Below are 13,024 nucleotides of genomic sequence, written 5' to 3'. Positions count from 1 at the left end.
ATATTAAAGCTTTGTAACGGTTCCGCCTACTTTTTCGATTGCTGCTTGAGCAGAACTAGAAAATTTATGGGCCGATACATTCACTTTAGAGGTTAATTCGCCTCTACCTAAAATCTTAACTAGATCATTCTTCTGAGCAAAACCATTTTCCATCAAAGTATTGAAGTCAATGGTATCAGCATTCAATTTGGTTGCCAACTCTTGAAGTGAATCAAGGTTTAACGCCTTATATTCAACTCTGTTAGGGTTAGTGAAACCAAACTTAGGCACACGTCTTTGTAATGGCATTTGACCACCTTCAAAACCGCCTTTGCTTTTATAACCAGATCTAGATTTAGCTCCTTTGTGACCACGTGTTGACGTTCCACCTCGACCAGAACCTGTACCTCTAGCTATTCTTTTTCTATTTTTCGTAGAACCTTCTGCAGGTTTTAAACTATTCAAATCCATCTTACAGTTCCTTTACAGATACTAAATGATTTACCTTATTAATCATACCAGCAATAGAGGCAGTTAATTCTACTTCTACTGTTCTGTTGATTTTACCAAGGCCTAAAGCCTGGATTGTCCTTTTTTGTCTTTCAGGTCTGTCGATTGTGCTCTTAACCTGTGTAATTTGAACCTTTGCCATCCCTATTATCCGTTAAAAACTTTAGACATTGTAATTCCTCTTTGCTCAGCAACAGTATAAGCATCTCTCATACTCAAAAGAGCATCGAATGTAGCCTTTACTACGTTATGAGGGTTTGAAGAACCTTTTGACTTGGCCAAAACATTGTGGTATCCAGCACTTTCGAATACAGCACGCATCGCACCACCTGCAATCACACCTGTACCTTCAGCAGCTGGTTTCACTAAAACGAAACCTCCACCAAATTTACCGATTGACTCGTGAGGCACAGTACCTTTCAACAAAGGAACTTTTACCAAGTTCTTCTTTGCATCATCAATACCCTTAGTTATCGCGTCAGTAACCTCATTAGCTTTACCTAAACCGTATCCAACAACACCATTTCCATCTCCAACTACTACGATTGCAGAGAAACTAAATCTTCTACCACCCTTAACTACCTTAGCCACACGCTTGATCGCAACTACCTTTTCTTTAAGGTCGATCTCACTTGCTTTTACTGATTTTATATTTTTCTGTGACATCCTGATTAAAATTTAAGACCGCCTTCTCTAGCTCCTTCAGCCAATGCTTGTACTTTACCATGGTATACATAACCATTACGGTCGAAAACCACACTGGTAATACCTTCTGCAATTGCCTTTTCAGCCAATTTTTTACCAACTTCTTTAGATAACTCTACGTTGGTATTTTTCTTCTTGCTATCAAACTCAACAGAAGAAGCTGATACTAGCGTATGCCCTTTTGAATCGTCAATAATTTGGGCAGATATACGTGAATTACTTTTGAAAACTGAAATTCTCGGTCTTTCGGAAGTTCCAGAAATCTTATTTCTAATTCCTCTTTTTATTCTTAGTCTACTTTTACTAACAGCCATGATTACTCTTATTTAGAAGCAGTTTTACCAGCTTTTCTTCTGATTACCTCACCAACGAACTTGATACCTTTACCTTTGTAAGGCTCTGATTTTCTCAACGACTTAATCTTAGCAGCCACTTGACCAATCAATTCTTTATCAATTCCTTCTAGAGAAACTGTAGGGTTCTTTCCTTTCAACATTTCGGCACTTGCCTTAATCTCTTCTGGAACAGCAACAAAGATATTATGTGAGTAACCAAGGCTCAATTCTAACACGTTATTGCTAACGGCTGCCTTGTAACCTACACCTACTAATTCTAAATCTCTCTTGTAACCTTCACTTACACCAACAACCATGTTGCTGATTAATGAGCGGTACAAACCGTGTAATGACTTGTGTCTTTTTTGCTCTGTTGGTCTTTCAACAGTAAGCACAGCACCGTCAACGGTTATCTTTATATCAGGATTAACTGCCTGTTTCAGCTCTCCTTTAGGTCCTTTAACAGTAACCACGTTATTCGCAGCTACGTCTACAGATACTCCTTGAGGTAGATCAATCGGTTTCTTACCAATTCGTGACATCTCTTCTTATCTTAGTATACGTGACATAAAACTTCACCACCGATATGAAGATTTCTCGCTTCCTTATCAGTCATAATTCCCTTTGATGTAGAGATAATAGCTATACCCAAGCCATTAAGAACTCTAGGTAACTCCTCTGCACCAACATATTTTCTCAAACCTGGCTTACTTACTCTAAGAAGTTTTTCGATTGCCGGTTTTTTAGAAACTCTATTATACTTTAGAGCTATTTTGATATTGCCTTGTGGACCTTCTTCCTCGAACCTATAGTTCAGGATATATCCCTTTTCGTGCAATACACTTGTGAGCTGCTTCTTTAAGTTAGAAGCAGGAATGTCTACGACTCTATGCTTAGCCTTGATGGCATTTCGCAATCGCGTTAAATAATCTGCTATTGGATCAGTCATTGTTTTTTGTTTATGACGGCTTGTTAATTAAAACTCCGTCTCCAATCTGGCGATATCACCCAGAATTGGCATTTCTATTGAAAATAAATACCTTCCGACCTGAATCGGCCTGCAAAGGTATTGAAAATATTTTATTAGCGAAATAAAAAAAGCTTACCAGCTTGATTTTGTTACTCCAGGGATTTTTCCTGCAGAAGCCATTTCTCTAAAAGTAACACGTGAAATACCGAATTTCCTCATGTATCCTTTAGGACGACCAGTTAGCTTACATCTATTATGCAATCTTACAGGTGAAGAGTTTCTAGGTAGTTTATCTAAACCTTCCCAGTCACCAGCAGCCTTAAGGTCAGCTCTCTTTTGAGCAAACTTTGCAACAAGACGTTCTCTTTTTCTTTCTCTAGCTTTTATCGATTCTCTTGCCATATTCTTATTTTTTACCAGTTGCGAAAGGCATTCCAAATGCTTTCAACAACTCGAATGCTTCCTCATCAGAATTTGCGGTGGTAACAATAGTGATATCCATACCAGTGATTTTATTCACTTTGTCGATGGAAATTTCAGGGAAAATGATTTGTTCTTTGATTCCCAAAGTATAATTACCTCTTCCATCAAATCCTTTATCCTTTACACCTCTAAAATCTCTTACACGTGGTAAAGCGATATTCAAAAGTCTATCAAGGAATTCGAACATTTTATCTCCTCTTAAAGTTACTCGGGCACCAATAGGCATTCCCTCTCTTAACTTAAAGTTTGAAATTGAATTCTTAGCAATTGTAGCAACAGCTTTCTGACCAGTGATGGTTGTAAGTTCTTCTACTCCTACGTCAACTAATTTTTTATCTGCTACCGCAGCACCAATACCTTTGTTCACTACAATTTTAGTGATTTTAGGCACCTGCATTACGGAAGTATATTCAAACTTCTTCACCAATGCTGGGGTGATTTCATTGATATAAGTATCTTTTAATCTAGGATTAGCCATTATAATTAATTTGACTTAGTCTTAAAATACCTTTCTAATTTCCCTTCGCTATTCACTTTCTTACCAGTTCTAGCAAATTGACCTGTAGCAGGATCCTTCACCATTAGGTTAGATACATGAATTGGAGCTTCTGTTTTTTCAATACCACCATTAGGGTTAGTAGCGGAAGGCTTAGTGTGCTTTGACACAATGTTAACGCCTTCAACAATTGCTCTTTGCTTTGCGATGAAAACTTCGAGGACTTGTCCTTCTTTACCTTTTGAGTTACCAGAAAGTACCTTTACGGTATCTCCTTTTCTCAAATGCAGTTTTTGCTGCTTGTTTTTCTTTCTTTCCATTGCTTACAATACTTCTGGTGCCAATGAAACAATTTTCATGAATTGCTTTTCACGCAATTCTCTAGCCACCGGGCCAAACATACGAGTACCCCTTGGTTCATCGTTTTGGTTCAGTAATACAGCAGCGTTATCTTCAAATCTGATATAAGAACCATCTTTCCTTCTTACGGCTTTCTTGGTTCTAACGATTACTGCTTTTGTAACAGTACCTTTTTTCAAATTGCTTGAAGAGTGGGCAGCTTTCACAGAGACCACAATTTTATCGCCAACAGTTGCGAACTTCTTTTTAGTACCGCCTAATACGCGAATACATAGAACTTCTTTTGCTCCACTGTTATCTGCAACGTTCAATCTTGATTCTTGCCTGATCATGATTACTTAGCTCTTTCAATAATTTCAACTAATCTCCAACGCTTATTCTTACTCAGCGGACGAGTTTCCATGATCTTCACGGTATCACCGATACCACAATCATTAGTTTCGTCATGAGCAGAAAATTTGGTAGTTTTCTTAACAAACTTACCGTAGATCGGGTGCTTTTCTTTACGTAACACTGCTACAGTAATGGTTTTTTCCATTTTGTTGCTGGTTACAATCCCGATTCTTTCTTTTCTAAGATTTCTGGTCTCCATGCGTATCTTAATTTGCGAGTTCTTTAGCTCTCAACTCAGTTTTTAGTCTAGCTATCAACTTTCTAGAATCCTTGATTTTCATCGGGTTTTCTATTGGAGAGATGGCTTGGGCAAATTTCAATTTGCCAATGTTATCTGTCTCGGCCTTAATTCTTTCCGCCAATTCCTCAACGGTAAGTGCTTTGATCTCTTGATTTTTCATAACTATCCAACGTAATCTCTACGTACAACAAACTTTGTTGATATAGGTAGCTTTTGGGCTGCCAATCTCAACGATTCTTTTGCCAATTCTTGGCTTACTCCACCAGATTCGAAAAGAATAGTACCAGGCTTAATACAAGCTACCCAATATGAAGGCGCTCCTTTACCTTTACCCATCCTTACCTCAGCAGGCTTACTCGTGATTGGTTTGTCTGGAAAAATTCTAATCCAAACTTGACCTTCCCTTTTCATAGCTCTGGTCATGGCAATACGTGCAGCTTCAATCTGACGTGCTGTGATCCATCCAGCTTCTAATGATTTTATACCAAATGTTCCGAAAGCCAAAGTGTGACCGCGACCCGCAAGTCCCTTCACACGGCCTTTTTGCATTTTTCTAAATTTGGTTCTCTTTGGTTGTAACATCGTTGTAAACTTTTAACAGGTGATGTGATTAACGTCTTCTACCGGCTGGGGCTCCTCCTCTATTGTTTCCAGAAGGTCTTCTTCTGTTCCCAGGTGCACCTCCAGCTCCTCTTTCTGATTGATTTCCTCCTCCTATGTTAGGAGATAGATCTCTCTTACCGAAAACCTCACCTTTGAATACCCATACTTTGATTCCGATTTTTCCGTAAACTGTATCAGCTTCAGAAATTGCGTAATCTATGTCGGCTCTAAGTGTATGCAAAGGAATTCTTCCCTCTTTATACATCTCAGTTCTTGCCATTTCAGCTCCGCCTAAACGTCCTGAACATTTCACTTTAATTCCTTGTGCACCAACTCTGATTGCAGAAGCAATAGCTTGCTTCATTGCTCTTCTGTAAGAAATTCTAGCTGCTAATTGCTGAGCAATTGATTCTCCTACTAATTTGGCATCCAATTCTGGTCTTTTGATCTCAAAGATATTGATCTGAACATCCTTACTTGTAAGTTTCTTCAGCTCTTCCTTGATACGATCCACTTCTTGTCCACCTTTACCAATTACAACTCCTGGTCTAGCAGTGTGTACTGTAATAGTGATACGCTTAAGTGTTCTTTCAATAATAATCTTAGAAATACCACCTTTTGGGATACGAGCATTTACATACTTTCTGATTTCTTGGTCTTCAACCAATTTGTTCGAAAAGTCTTTACCTCCGTACCAGTTGGAATCCCAACCTTTGATGATACCCAATCTTAGACCTATAGGATTTACTTTTTGTCCCATCTGTTCTTAATTAGCAGTTTCGTTAGTGACTTCTTCCTCCTGATCAGCGGTAACTTTAGCAGATCCATTTTTTGAATCTACAATAAGCGTTACGTGATTAGATCTTTTTCTTATTCTATGTGCTCTTCCTTGTGGAGCTGGTCTCAATCTTTTTAAGATTCTACCACCATCAACACGAATTTCTTTGATCACAAGATCTGCATCTTCTAATCTTTCGTCTTCGTTCTTAGCGATCCAGTTAGACACGGCTGATCTCAATAATTTCTCAAGACGCGCTGCTCCTTCTTTTGGCTCAAACTTTAAAAGGTTCAAAGCTCTGTCTACACGTTGGCCTCTGATCAAGTCAGCAACCATTCTCATTTTACGAGCAGATGTAGGCACATTATTTAACTTAGCTACAGCTTCCATTATCTTCTACCTTTATCTTTTTTAGCAATGTGACCACGGAAATTTCTGGTTGGTGAAAATTCACCTAGCTTATGCCCTACCATGTTCTCAGTTACGAAAACAGGAATAAACTTATTTCCATTATGAACAGCGAAAGTGTGCCCAATAAAATCTGGGGCTATCATTGATCTTCTGGACCAAGTCTTAATTACAGACTTCTTACCAGACTCTTCCATAGCCTCTACTTTGCCGGCTAAGCGAAAATCGATATATGGTCCTTTTTTTAACGAACGTGCCATGTCTTACTTCTTCTTTTTACCAATGATCAAACGATTCGAATATTTCTTAGGTGTTCTGGTTTTCAAACCTTTAGAGAACAATCCTTTTCTAGATCTAGGATGTCCACCTGAAGATTTACCTTCACCACCACCCATTGGGTGATCTACTGGGTTCATAACCACACCTCTTACTCTTGGTCTTCGACCTAACCATCTTGTTCTACCTGCTTTACCAAGTACAACATTCATATGCTCTGCATTTCCTACAGCACCAATTGTTGCCATACAAGCAGAAAGAACGTTTCTCATTTCGCCTGATGGCAATTTAAGAGTTGCGTACTTTCCTTCACGAGCTACAATCTGAGCATAAGCTCCTGCACTTCTTGACATTGAAGCTCCTTTACCAGGCTTCAACTCAATGTTGTGAATGATTGTACCCATTGGGATTTTAGAAAGAGGCATCGCATTACCTACCTCAGGTGCAACACCTTCACCAGACACTACAGTTTGCCCTACTTCTAATCCTTTAGGAGCAATGATATATCTTTTCTCTCCATCTGCGTAAAACAACAAGGCTATTCTTGCTGAACGAGTTGGATCATATTCAATTGATTTTACCGTAGCAGGTACATTAAATTTTTCTCTCTTGAAATCAACAATTCTGATTTTTTGTTTGTGACCACCGCCCATGTAGCGCATTGTCATTTTACCAGTATTGTTTCGCCCACCAGACCTCTTAGAAGGAACGGTTAAGGATTTTTCAGGAGCACTTTTCTTAACAGTTACTTCTGCAAAGTCAGGAGCCATTCTATGTCTGGTTCCCGGAGTCATTGGTCTTAGTTTTCTAACGCCCATTATTCTCTATTTAAATGCCGCTATAAAAATCAATAACATCACCCTCAGCAACTGTTACAATTGCCTTCTTGAATGCATTGGTTTGACCTTGTACTACTCTAGATTTTGTCATTCTAGATTTGGTCTTACCACTATATCTCATGGTGTTAACATCTTCTACGGTTACACCGTACATCTGCTCTACAGCCACTTTGATTTCTATTTTGTTGGCTTTGTAGTCTACAACAAATCCGTACTTGCCCTTTTCGTTCAAGGCTGATACTTTTTCGGTAACTAAAGGTTTTTTAAGAACACTCATTTTCTGTTACTTCAATAAGTTTTCAATTATTTCAACTGAGCTCTCACTCAAAAGCAAGCTTTCAGCGTTCAGCACATCATATGTATTCAATGCATCTGCCGTGATTACTTTAGTGTTCTGGATATTTCTTCCAGATAAAAGAACATTTTTATCGTGCTCTCCTACAACGATAAGAGTTTTCTTACCAGACAATGACAAACCGTCAATCATCTTTTTGTACTCTTTAGTTTTAGGTGCATCGAAAGTAAAGTCCTCCAAAATCAAAAGACTATTATCTTTTGCTTTGTATGCTAAAGCTGATTTACGAGCTAATACTTTAAGTTTTTTATTCAACTTGAAGTGGTAATCTCTTGGCTCAGGACCGAATACTCTACCACCGCCTCTAAAGACTGGTGATTTAATACTACCAGCTCTCGCTGTACCTGTACCTTTTTGCTTTTTAATCTTTCTGGTAGAACCAGCAATCTCTGCTCTCTGCTTAGATTTATGCGTTCCTTGTCTTTGGTTAGCCAAGTACTGCTTTACATCTAAGTAAATTGCGTGATCATTCGGTTCAATACCGAAGATGTCGCCTGAAAGCGTTACTTTTCTTCCAGTGTCTTCGCCACTATTTTTTAGTACTGCAATCTCCATCTTCTTATTTCTCTAGGATTACGGTTGAATTTTTCGCACCAGGAATAGAACCACTGATTACAATCAGGTTCTTTTCTGGAACCACTTTCATTACGCGCAGGTTGATTACTGTCACTCTATCTCCACCAGTTCTTCCAGCCATGCGAGTACCTTTAAATACTCTTGCAGGATAAGAAGCTCCACCAACGGAACCAGGCGCTCTCAATCTGTTGTGCTGACCGTGCGTTGCTTGTCCAACTCCACCAAATCCGTGTCTTTTTACAACACCTTGAAAACCTTTACCTTTTGAAGTACCCACAGCATCAACAAAATCGCCTTCTTTGAAGACATCGCCTACAACGATTTCATTACCTAATGCTACCTGACCTTCAAACTCTTCGCGAAAATTTCGGAACTCAACAACATCTCTCTTTGGAGTAGTATTCGCCTTAGCGAAGTGACCCTTCAAAGCTTTAGGAGTATTTTTCTCCTTACGCTCTCCAAAAGCAAGCTGTACAGCTGTATACCCGTCTGTTCCTTCATTTTTTACTTGCGTTACTACGCAAGGACCAGCCTCTATCACCGTGCATGCGACACTACGTCCATCGGCACTGTAAATGCTAGTCATTCCGATTTTTTTTCCGATTATTCCAGACATCTTTTTAATTCATTTTGAACCCTACAAATCCAGGGCTCCCGTGAAACGGATTGCAAAGATAGAGAATTAATTTTCTGCTACAAACTCTAGATTTGAAATTTACAGAATAAATTCTCTCAAATTCAGGACGTTAATTCCGACCTGTCTCCTTGCATAAAAAAGAGGCCAACCAAAAAGGTCAGCCTCTTATATTCTTTATCTAAAAAGTACTTATACTTTGATTTCAACATCAACACCACTTGGAAGCTCAAGCTTCATTAGGGCGTCTACAGTTTTAGCACTGCTAGAGTAAATATCTACCAATCGCTTGTAAGTACAAAGTTGAAATTGCTCACGCGCTTTTTTATTAACGTGTGGAGATTTCAATACTGTAAATTTCTCCTTTACTGTTGGTAACGGAATTGGTCCGCTAACAATAGCTCCGGTAGTTTTCACAGCTCTTACGATTTTCTCTGATGACTTATCCACCAAGTTGTGATCGTATGACTTTAATTTGATTCTTATCTTCTGTGTCATTATTCTAAAATTTACAGATTATTCTCCTTTGGATTTTTTGATCACTTCGTCTGCAATGCCATTTGGTACCACGTCATAGTGTGAGAATGTCAAAGCAGCCGTAGCACGACCAGAAGACATTGTTCTCAAATCTGTAACGTAACCGAAAAGTTCTGACAATGGAACACTGGCCTTAACAACTGTAGAAGTGCCTTTAGTATCCATACCTTTCATCATACCTCTTCTTCTGTTCAAGTCACCTGTAATTGAACCAGTATATTCGTCTGGGGTAACTACATCAACTGACATGATTGGCTCCAATAATTTTGGACCTGCTTGCTTACCAGCAGCTTTAAAGCCCATTCTTGCAGCAAGTTCAAAAGAAAGAGCATCTGAATCCACATCGTGGAATGATCCGTGGAACAATCTAACTTTCATGTCTTCAACAGGATAACCTGCTAAAGGTCCATTATTCATTGCTGAAGCGAAACCTTTCTCAATTGCTGGGATAAATTCTTTTGGAATTACACCACCCACAATTTGGTTTACAAACTGAAGTCCTTTTCCTACGAAATCCTCGTCTTTTGGACCAATTTCGAAAGAGATATCAGCAAATTTACCTCTACCACCAGACTGCTTCTTATAAACTTCTTTATGTTCGATTGACTTAGTAAGTGCCTCTTTGTAAGCTACTTGAGGAGCTCCTTGATTCACTTCCACCTTGAACTCTCTTCTCATACGATCCATGATGATATCTAGGTGAAGCTCACCCATACCTCTAAGAATCGTTTGACCAGTTTCTTCGTCAGTGTTTACTGTCAATGTTGGATCTTCTTCAACTAGTTTGGCAATTGCCATACCTAGTTTATCTACATCTGCTTGAGTTTTTGGCTCAATTGCATAACCAATTACTGGCTCAGGGAAATCCATTGATTCAAGAACAATTTTATGTTTCTCGTCACAAAGTGTATCTCCTGTTTTGATATCCTTAAAACCTACAACTGCAGCAATATCACCAGCATGAAGCTTTTCAATAGCGTTTTGCTTGTTAGCATGCATTTGGAAGATTCTAGAGATACGCTCTTTTTTTCCTGTTCTTGTATTGAATACATAAGAACCTGAATCAAGCATACCTGCGTACGATCTAACAAAACACAAACGACCTACAAACGGATCAGTGGCGATTTTAAATGCTAATGCAGTAAATGGCTCAGATACTGATGGCTTTCTAAAAGTAGGCTCTTCTGTATCTGGATCTGTTCCTTCTACGCTCTCTCTATCAAGAGGAGATGGAAGCAATTCCATAACATAGTTCAACATTGACTGAACACCTTTATTTTTAAAGGCAGAACCACACAACATTGGAACAAAAGCTAAATCGATTGTTGCAGCTCTTAAAGCTTTAATAATCTCATCTCTAGAAATAGACTCTGGATCTTCGAAATACTTTTCTAGAAGTGTTTCGTCATACTCAGCAACTGCTTCTAATAAATGCTCTCTGTATTCAGCTACTTCATCCGCCATATCTGCTGGAATTTCGATTTCGTTATAGGTCATCCCCATATCTTCTTCGTTCCAAACAATAGCTTTATTCTCTACCAAGTCAACAACACCTTTAAAGGTATCCTCAGCTCCGATAGGCAATTGAAGCGGAACAGCTTTAGTACCCAACATTTCTTTTACTTGCTTACACACGTTCAAGAAATCGGCACCCGATCTGTCCATTTTATTTACAAATCCTAAACGAGCAACTTTATAGTTATCCGCAAGTCTCCAGTTGGTTTCTGATTGAGGCTCAACACCATCAACAGCAGAAAACAAGAACACCAAACCATCAAGCACTCGAAGGGAGCGGTTTACCTCTACGGTAAAATCTACGTGACCAGGAGTATCAATAATGTTGATGTGATATTGTTCGTCTTTGTAAGGCCAGAATACAGTAGTAGCAGCAGAGGTAATTGTAATCCCTCTTTCTTGCTCTTGCTCCATCCAGTCCATTGTAGCTGCACCATCATGAACCTCACCAAGTTTGTGAGAAACACCAGTGTAGTACAAAACTCTTTCGGTAGTCGTAGTTTTACCCGCATCAATGTGGGCTGCGATACCTATATTCCTTGTTAATCTTAAATCTCTTGCCATTTTATTCTAGGGATTAAAATCTAAAGTGTGAGAACGCCTTGTTTGCATCTGCCATTCTGTGAGTGTCGTCTTTCTTCTTAACGGCAGCTCCTTCTCCTTTTGATGCAGCAAGAATTTCGGCAGCCAAACGGTCCCTCATTGTTTTCTCACCTCTTTTTCTAGCAAAAGAAATCATCCACTTGATCCCCAGTGAAGTTTTTCTAGCCGGCCTCACTTCAGTTGGTACCTGAAATGTTGCTCCACCTACTCTACGGCTTTTTACTTCGACTGAAGGCATGATGTTACTCAATGCTTTCTTCCAAGTCTCAAGACCATTCTCACCACCTTTCTTCTCAACGATCTCGATCGCATCATAGAAAATGTTGTAGGCAATACTCTTCTTCCCGTCAACCATTAAGTAGTTCACAAACTTTGTTACCAAAGTATCATGGAACTTAGGGTCAGGAAGAATATATCTCTTCTTTGGTTTAGCTTTTCTCATTTTATAAAAATTCTATTTTTTAGCTGCTTTAGGGCGTTTTGCACCATATTTTGATCTACGTTGTGTACGACCATTCACACCAGCGGTATCTAATGCACCTCTAATGATGTGGTATCTTACACCTGGAAGATCTTTTACTCTTCCTCCTCTAATCAAGACGATTGAGTGTTCTTGAAGATTGTGACCTTCACCTGGGATGTATGCGTTTACCTCCTTACCGTTAGTTAACCTTACTCTTGCTACTTTTCTCATAGCTGAGTTTGGCTTCTTAGGCGTGGTAGTGTAAACCCTTGTACAAACCCCTCTTCTTTGCGGGCAGCTATCCAGTGCAGGAGATTTTGACTTAGAAGTCAATTTCTTTCTGCCCTTTCTTACTAATTGTTGTATAGTAGGCATTTACAGTTATTTTTTAGATTTTATTTCCCTATGTACAAATTTAGGACTGCAAAGGTAACAAAAGAAGTTTTCAGAACAAACACATCAGATTAAATATAATCGAACATGTAAGTCCTTAACTTCCAACTTAAAGCACCTTTAACTTTTTGCGTCATAGAATGGCCAAAGTTCCCATTCTAATTGACCGTTTCTGCAGTCTATTTTCACCTAAAAAGCCCCAATCTTTCGAAAGGGGCTTCTATAAAATATTTAAAAGTATTTGCGCATTAAGCCTCTCCTATTGTTCCACCAAAATTCATCGGGAATTTTGGGGCTTCATCGGATTGGGTAATTGTACCAAAGTGGTTTTCAAACTTATCGATATTATCTTTTAGCGCCATCAAAAGCCTTTTGGCATGTTCTGGTGTAATGATAATTCTCGATTTCACTTTCGCCTTTGGTACTCCTGGCATCATTTTGATAAAATCAATCACAAATTCACTGTTTGAATGTGCGATCATTGCCAAATTCACATACTGGCCTTCCGCAACTTCTTCGGAAAGCTCAATATTGATTTGGTTCTGATTCTTTTGATCTTTATCCTCAGCCAT

The 13,024-nt window shown here is 38.9% G+C and carries 25 protein-coding genes; all 25 read right to left on the bottom strand.

Features of this window, described 5'->3' with window-relative positions; all coding sequences use genetic code 11:
- Window positions 1–3: 3 nt before the first annotated feature.
- Window positions 4–450 (bottom strand): 50S ribosomal protein L15, encoded by a 447-nt coding sequence (gene rplO / locus AAC026_RS13060; RefSeq protein WP_339606418.1) that lies wholly within the window; start codon window positions 448–450, stop codon window positions 4–6.
- A gap of 1 nt (window position 451) precedes the next feature.
- Entirely contained in the window at window positions 452–631 is a 180-nt protein-coding gene (gene rpmD, locus AAC026_RS13055; protein WP_053222915.1) for a 50S ribosomal protein L30, read from the bottom strand.
- Window positions 632–636: 5 nt separating this feature from the next.
- The gene (gene rpsE, locus AAC026_RS13050; protein WP_053222916.1) at window positions 637–1,155 is read right to left on the bottom strand and encodes a 30S ribosomal protein S5; all 519 of its coding nucleotides are present in this window, start codon (window positions 1,153–1,155) and stop codon (window positions 637–639) included.
- Window positions 1,156–1,160: 5 nt separating this feature from the next.
- Window positions 1,161–1,508 carry a 50S ribosomal protein L18 gene (gene rplR / locus AAC026_RS13045; protein ID WP_339606419.1) on the bottom strand — a complete coding sequence of 116 codons (348 nt, stop codon included), beginning with the start codon at window positions 1,506–1,508 and terminating at the stop codon, window positions 1,161–1,163.
- An 8-nt stretch (window positions 1,509–1,516) separates the two neighbouring features.
- Window positions 1,517–2,071 carry a 50S ribosomal protein L6 gene (gene rplF / locus AAC026_RS13040; RefSeq protein ID WP_339606420.1) on the bottom strand — a complete coding sequence of 185 codons (555 nt, stop codon included), beginning with the start codon at window positions 2,069–2,071 and terminating at the stop codon, window positions 1,517–1,519.
- 11 nt (window positions 2,072–2,082) lie between these two features.
- Window positions 2,083–2,478: a 30S ribosomal protein S8 gene (rpsH, locus tag AAC026_RS13035; RefSeq protein WP_339606421.1), complete on the bottom strand. Its 396-nt coding sequence runs from the start codon at window positions 2,476–2,478 to the stop codon at window positions 2,083–2,085.
- A 153-nt stretch (window positions 2,479–2,631) separates the two neighbouring features.
- Window positions 2,632–2,901: a 30S ribosomal protein S14 gene (gene rpsN, locus AAC026_RS13030; protein ID WP_068415622.1), complete on the bottom strand. Its 270-nt coding sequence runs from the start codon at window positions 2,899–2,901 to the stop codon at window positions 2,632–2,634.
- 4 nt (window positions 2,902–2,905) lie between these two features.
- The gene (rplE, locus tag AAC026_RS13025; protein ID WP_339606422.1) at window positions 2,906–3,460 is read right to left on the bottom strand and encodes a 50S ribosomal protein L5; all 555 of its coding nucleotides are present in this window, start codon (window positions 3,458–3,460) and stop codon (window positions 2,906–2,908) included.
- A 5-nt stretch (window positions 3,461–3,465) separates the two neighbouring features.
- Complete coding sequence (rplX, locus tag AAC026_RS13020) at window positions 3,466–3,798, bottom strand: 50S ribosomal protein L24 (protein ID WP_339606423.1); 333 nt, start codon at window positions 3,796–3,798, stop codon at window positions 3,466–3,468.
- A 3-nt stretch (window positions 3,799–3,801) separates the two neighbouring features.
- Window positions 3,802–4,170: a 50S ribosomal protein L14 gene (gene rplN, locus AAC026_RS13015; RefSeq protein WP_053222923.1), complete on the bottom strand. Its 369-nt coding sequence runs from the start codon at window positions 4,168–4,170 to the stop codon at window positions 3,802–3,804.
- A gap of 2 nt (window positions 4,171–4,172) precedes the next feature.
- The gene (gene rpsQ / locus AAC026_RS13010; protein WP_053222924.1) at window positions 4,173–4,430 is read right to left on the bottom strand and encodes a 30S ribosomal protein S17; all 258 of its coding nucleotides are present in this window, start codon (window positions 4,428–4,430) and stop codon (window positions 4,173–4,175) included.
- A 7-nt stretch (window positions 4,431–4,437) separates the two neighbouring features.
- The gene (rpmC, locus tag AAC026_RS13005) at window positions 4,438–4,632 is read right to left on the bottom strand and encodes a 50S ribosomal protein L29 (protein ID WP_339606424.1); all 195 of its coding nucleotides are present in this window, start codon (window positions 4,630–4,632) and stop codon (window positions 4,438–4,440) included.
- Between the two features lie 2 nt (window positions 4,633–4,634).
- Window positions 4,635–5,054 (bottom strand): 50S ribosomal protein L16, encoded by a 420-nt coding sequence (rplP, locus tag AAC026_RS13000; RefSeq protein ID WP_053222926.1) that lies wholly within the window; start codon window positions 5,052–5,054, stop codon window positions 4,635–4,637.
- Window positions 5,055–5,082: 28 nt separating this feature from the next.
- Entirely contained in the window at window positions 5,083–5,835 is a 753-nt protein-coding gene (gene rpsC / locus AAC026_RS12995; protein ID WP_062590473.1) for a 30S ribosomal protein S3, read from the bottom strand.
- Window positions 5,836–5,841: 6 nt separating this feature from the next.
- Window positions 5,842–6,243: a 50S ribosomal protein L22 gene (gene rplV / locus AAC026_RS12990; protein ID WP_339606426.1), complete on the bottom strand. Its 402-nt coding sequence runs from the start codon at window positions 6,241–6,243 to the stop codon at window positions 5,842–5,844.
- On the bottom strand, window positions 6,243–6,521 hold the full coding sequence (gene rpsS, locus AAC026_RS12985) for a 30S ribosomal protein S19 (RefSeq protein ID WP_053222929.1): 279 nt from the start codon (window positions 6,519–6,521) through the stop codon (window positions 6,243–6,245). The genes rplV and rpsS overlap by 1 nt, the downstream gene beginning before the upstream one ends.
- Before the next feature lie 3 nt (window positions 6,522–6,524).
- Window positions 6,525–7,355: a 50S ribosomal protein L2 gene (rplB, locus tag AAC026_RS12980; RefSeq protein WP_339698759.1), complete on the bottom strand. Its 831-nt coding sequence runs from the start codon at window positions 7,353–7,355 to the stop codon at window positions 6,525–6,527.
- Between the two features lie 10 nt (window positions 7,356–7,365).
- Entirely contained in the window at window positions 7,366–7,653 is a 288-nt protein-coding gene (gene rplW, locus AAC026_RS12975) for a 50S ribosomal protein L23 (RefSeq protein WP_068415647.1), read from the bottom strand.
- A gap of 6 nt (window positions 7,654–7,659) precedes the next feature.
- Window positions 7,660–8,286 carry a 50S ribosomal protein L4 gene (rplD, locus tag AAC026_RS12970; RefSeq protein WP_339606428.1) on the bottom strand — a complete coding sequence of 209 codons (627 nt, stop codon included), beginning with the start codon at window positions 8,284–8,286 and terminating at the stop codon, window positions 7,660–7,662.
- Between the two features lie 4 nt (window positions 8,287–8,290).
- Window positions 8,291–8,923, bottom strand: a complete 633-nt coding sequence (gene rplC / locus AAC026_RS12965) for a 50S ribosomal protein L3 (protein WP_339606429.1) — start codon at window positions 8,921–8,923, stop codon at window positions 8,291–8,293.
- A gap of 210 nt (window positions 8,924–9,133) precedes the next feature.
- Complete coding sequence (gene rpsJ, locus AAC026_RS12960) at window positions 9,134–9,439, bottom strand: 30S ribosomal protein S10 (RefSeq protein ID WP_053222934.1); 306 nt, start codon at window positions 9,437–9,439, stop codon at window positions 9,134–9,136.
- Between the two features lie 18 nt (window positions 9,440–9,457).
- Window positions 9,458–11,557: an elongation factor G gene (gene fusA / locus AAC026_RS12955; protein WP_339606430.1), complete on the bottom strand. Its 2,100-nt coding sequence runs from the start codon at window positions 11,555–11,557 to the stop codon at window positions 9,458–9,460.
- Window positions 11,558–11,570: 13 nt separating this feature from the next.
- A complete protein-coding gene (rpsG, locus tag AAC026_RS12950; RefSeq protein WP_339606431.1) occupies window positions 11,571–12,038 on the bottom strand; it encodes a 30S ribosomal protein S7 in 468 nt (155 codons plus the stop codon).
- A gap of 12 nt (window positions 12,039–12,050) precedes the next feature.
- Window positions 12,051–12,434, bottom strand: coding sequence for a 30S ribosomal protein S12 (gene rpsL / locus AAC026_RS12945; RefSeq protein ID WP_053222937.1), 384 nt, complete (start codon window positions 12,432–12,434; stop codon window positions 12,051–12,053).
- A gap of 266 nt (window positions 12,435–12,700) precedes the next feature.
- Complete coding sequence (locus tag AAC026_RS12940; RefSeq protein ID WP_339606432.1) at window positions 12,701–13,024, bottom strand: DUF3467 domain-containing protein; 324 nt, start codon at window positions 13,022–13,024, stop codon at window positions 12,701–12,703.

This window comes from uncultured Roseivirga sp. (genome assembly GCF_963973945.1).
In the GTDB taxonomy this organism is placed as follows: Bacteria; Bacteroidota; Bacteroidia; order Cytophagales; family Cyclobacteriaceae; genus Roseivirga.
Note: the sequence above shows the minus strand (reverse complement) of the source record. Positions and strands in the feature narration are given on the sequence as shown.

Bases quoted from the DNA above. Each gene is read 5' to 3' on its own strand.
- rplO (WP_339606418.1), bottom strand. From the start codon at position 450: ATGGATTTGAATAGTTTAAAACCTGCAGAAGGTTCTACGAAAAATAGA.
- rpmD (WP_053222915.1), bottom strand. From the start codon at position 631: ATGGCAAAGGTTCAAATTACACAGGTTAAGAGCACAATCGACAGACCT.
- rpsE (WP_053222916.1), bottom strand. From the start codon at position 1,155: ATGTCACAGAAAAATATAAAATCAGTAAAAGCAAGTGAGATCGACCTT.
- rplR (WP_339606419.1), bottom strand. From the start codon at position 1,508: ATGGCTGTTAGTAAAAGTAGACTAAGAATAAAAAGAGGAATTAGAAAT.
- rplF (WP_339606420.1), bottom strand. From the start codon at position 2,071: ATGTCACGAATTGGTAAGAAACCGATTGATCTACCTCAAGGAGTATCT.
- rpsH (WP_339606421.1), bottom strand. From the start codon at position 2,478: ATGACTGATCCAATAGCAGATTATTTAACGCGATTGCGAAATGCCATC.
- rpsN (WP_068415622.1), bottom strand. From the start codon at position 2,901: ATGGCAAGAGAATCGATAAAAGCTAGAGAAAGAAAAAGAGAACGTCTT.
- rplE (WP_339606422.1), bottom strand. From the start codon at position 3,460: ATGGCTAATCCTAGATTAAAAGATACTTATATCAATGAAATCACCCCA.
- rplX (WP_339606423.1), bottom strand. From the start codon at position 3,798: ATGGAAAGAAAGAAAAACAAGCAGCAAAAACTGCATTTGAGAAAAGGA.
- rplN (WP_053222923.1), bottom strand. From the start codon at position 4,170: ATGATCAGGCAAGAATCAAGATTGAACGTTGCAGATAACAGTGGAGCA.
- rpsQ (WP_053222924.1), bottom strand. From the start codon at position 4,430: ATGGAGACCAGAAATCTTAGAAAAGAAAGAATCGGGATTGTAACCAGC.
- rpmC (WP_339606424.1), bottom strand. From the start codon at position 4,632: ATGAAAAATCAAGAGATCAAAGCACTTACCGTTGAGGAATTGGCGGAA.
- rplP (WP_053222926.1), bottom strand. From the start codon at position 5,054: ATGTTACAACCAAAGAGAACCAAATTTAGAAAAATGCAAAAAGGCCGT.
- rpsC (WP_062590473.1), bottom strand. From the start codon at position 5,835: ATGGGACAAAAAGTAAATCCTATAGGTCTAAGATTGGGTATCATCAAA.
- rplV (WP_339606426.1), bottom strand. From the start codon at position 6,243: ATGGAAGCTGTAGCTAAGTTAAATAATGTGCCTACATCTGCTCGTAAA.
- rpsS (WP_053222929.1), bottom strand. From the start codon at position 6,521: ATGGCACGTTCGTTAAAAAAAGGACCATATATCGATTTTCGCTTAGCC.
- rplB (WP_339698759.1), bottom strand. From the start codon at position 7,355: ATGGGCGTTAGAAAACTAAGACCAATGACTCCGGGAACCAGACATAGA.
- rplW (WP_068415647.1), bottom strand. From the start codon at position 7,653: ATGAGTGTTCTTAAAAAACCTTTAGTTACCGAAAAAGTATCAGCCTTG.
- rplD (WP_339606428.1), bottom strand. From the start codon at position 8,286: ATGGAGATTGCAGTACTAAAAAATAGTGGCGAAGACACTGGAAGAAAA.
- rplC (WP_339606429.1), bottom strand. From the start codon at position 8,923: ATGTCTGGAATAATCGGAAAAAAAATCGGAATGACTAGCATTTACAGT.
- rpsJ (WP_053222934.1), bottom strand. From the start codon at position 9,439: ATGACACAGAAGATAAGAATCAAATTAAAGTCATACGATCACAACTTG.
- fusA (WP_339606430.1), bottom strand. From the start codon at position 11,557: ATGGCAAGAGATTTAAGATTAACAAGGAATATAGGTATCGCAGCCCAC.
- rpsG (WP_339606431.1), bottom strand. From the start codon at position 12,038: ATGAGAAAAGCTAAACCAAAGAAGAGATATATTCTTCCTGACCCTAAG.
- rpsL (WP_053222937.1), bottom strand. From the start codon at position 12,434: ATGCCTACTATACAACAATTAGTAAGAAAGGGCAGAAAGAAATTGACT.
- AAC026_RS12940 (WP_339606432.1), bottom strand. From the start codon at position 13,024: ATGGCTGAGGATAAAGATCAAAAGAATCAGAACCAAATCAATATTGAG.